The sequence below is a fragment of the Natrialba hulunbeirensis JCM 10989 genome (assembly GCF_000337575.1).
GTDB lineage: Archaea > Halobacteriota > Halobacteria > Halobacteriales > Natrialbaceae > Natrialba > Natrialba hulunbeirensis.
This window is the reverse complement of sequence record NZ_AOIM01000030.1, coordinates 1-545: the sequence shown is the minus strand read 5'-3', so window position 1 is coordinate 545 and position 545 is coordinate 1. Positions and strand designations below refer to the sequence as shown.

The window sequence follows — 545 nt, the reverse complement described above, 5'->3', positions numbered from 1 at the left end:
AGGATTTCCGAATGGGAATCCCCACCGCAATTGCTTCGCGCAATGGGGAACGCCGAGAACTGAAACATCTCAGTATCGGCAGGAAAAGAAAACGTAATGTGATGTCGTTAGTACTGGCGAAGGAACGCGATATAGTCCAAACCGAAGCCTTCGGGCAATGTGGTGTTCGGACTGACGATCACTCCCAGAAGATCTGCAGGAAGTCTCTTGGAATAGAGTGCGAAACAGGGTGACAGCCCCGTATTGTAGATTAGTAAGGGACGAGTCAGCTCCAGAGTATCGGGGGNAGGAAGTCTCTTGGAATAGAGTGCGAAACAGGGTGACAGCCCCGTATTGTAGATTAGTAAGGGACGAGTCAGCTCCAGAGTATCGGGGGTTGGATATCCCTCGTGAATATCCCAGGCATCGACTGGGAAGACTAAACACTCCTCAAGACCGATAGCGAACAAGTAGTGTGAACGAACGCTGAAAAGCACCCCACAAAGGGAGGTGCAATAGGGCGTGAAATCAGTTGGCGATAGAGCGACAGAGCATACAAGGTCCGT

General features: G+C 50.9%; 1 rRNA gene. It reads left to right on the top strand.

Annotated features, from left to right (window positions below):
* Positions 1-545, top strand: a 23S ribosomal RNA gene (locus C483_RS20620); the annotation flags it as partial.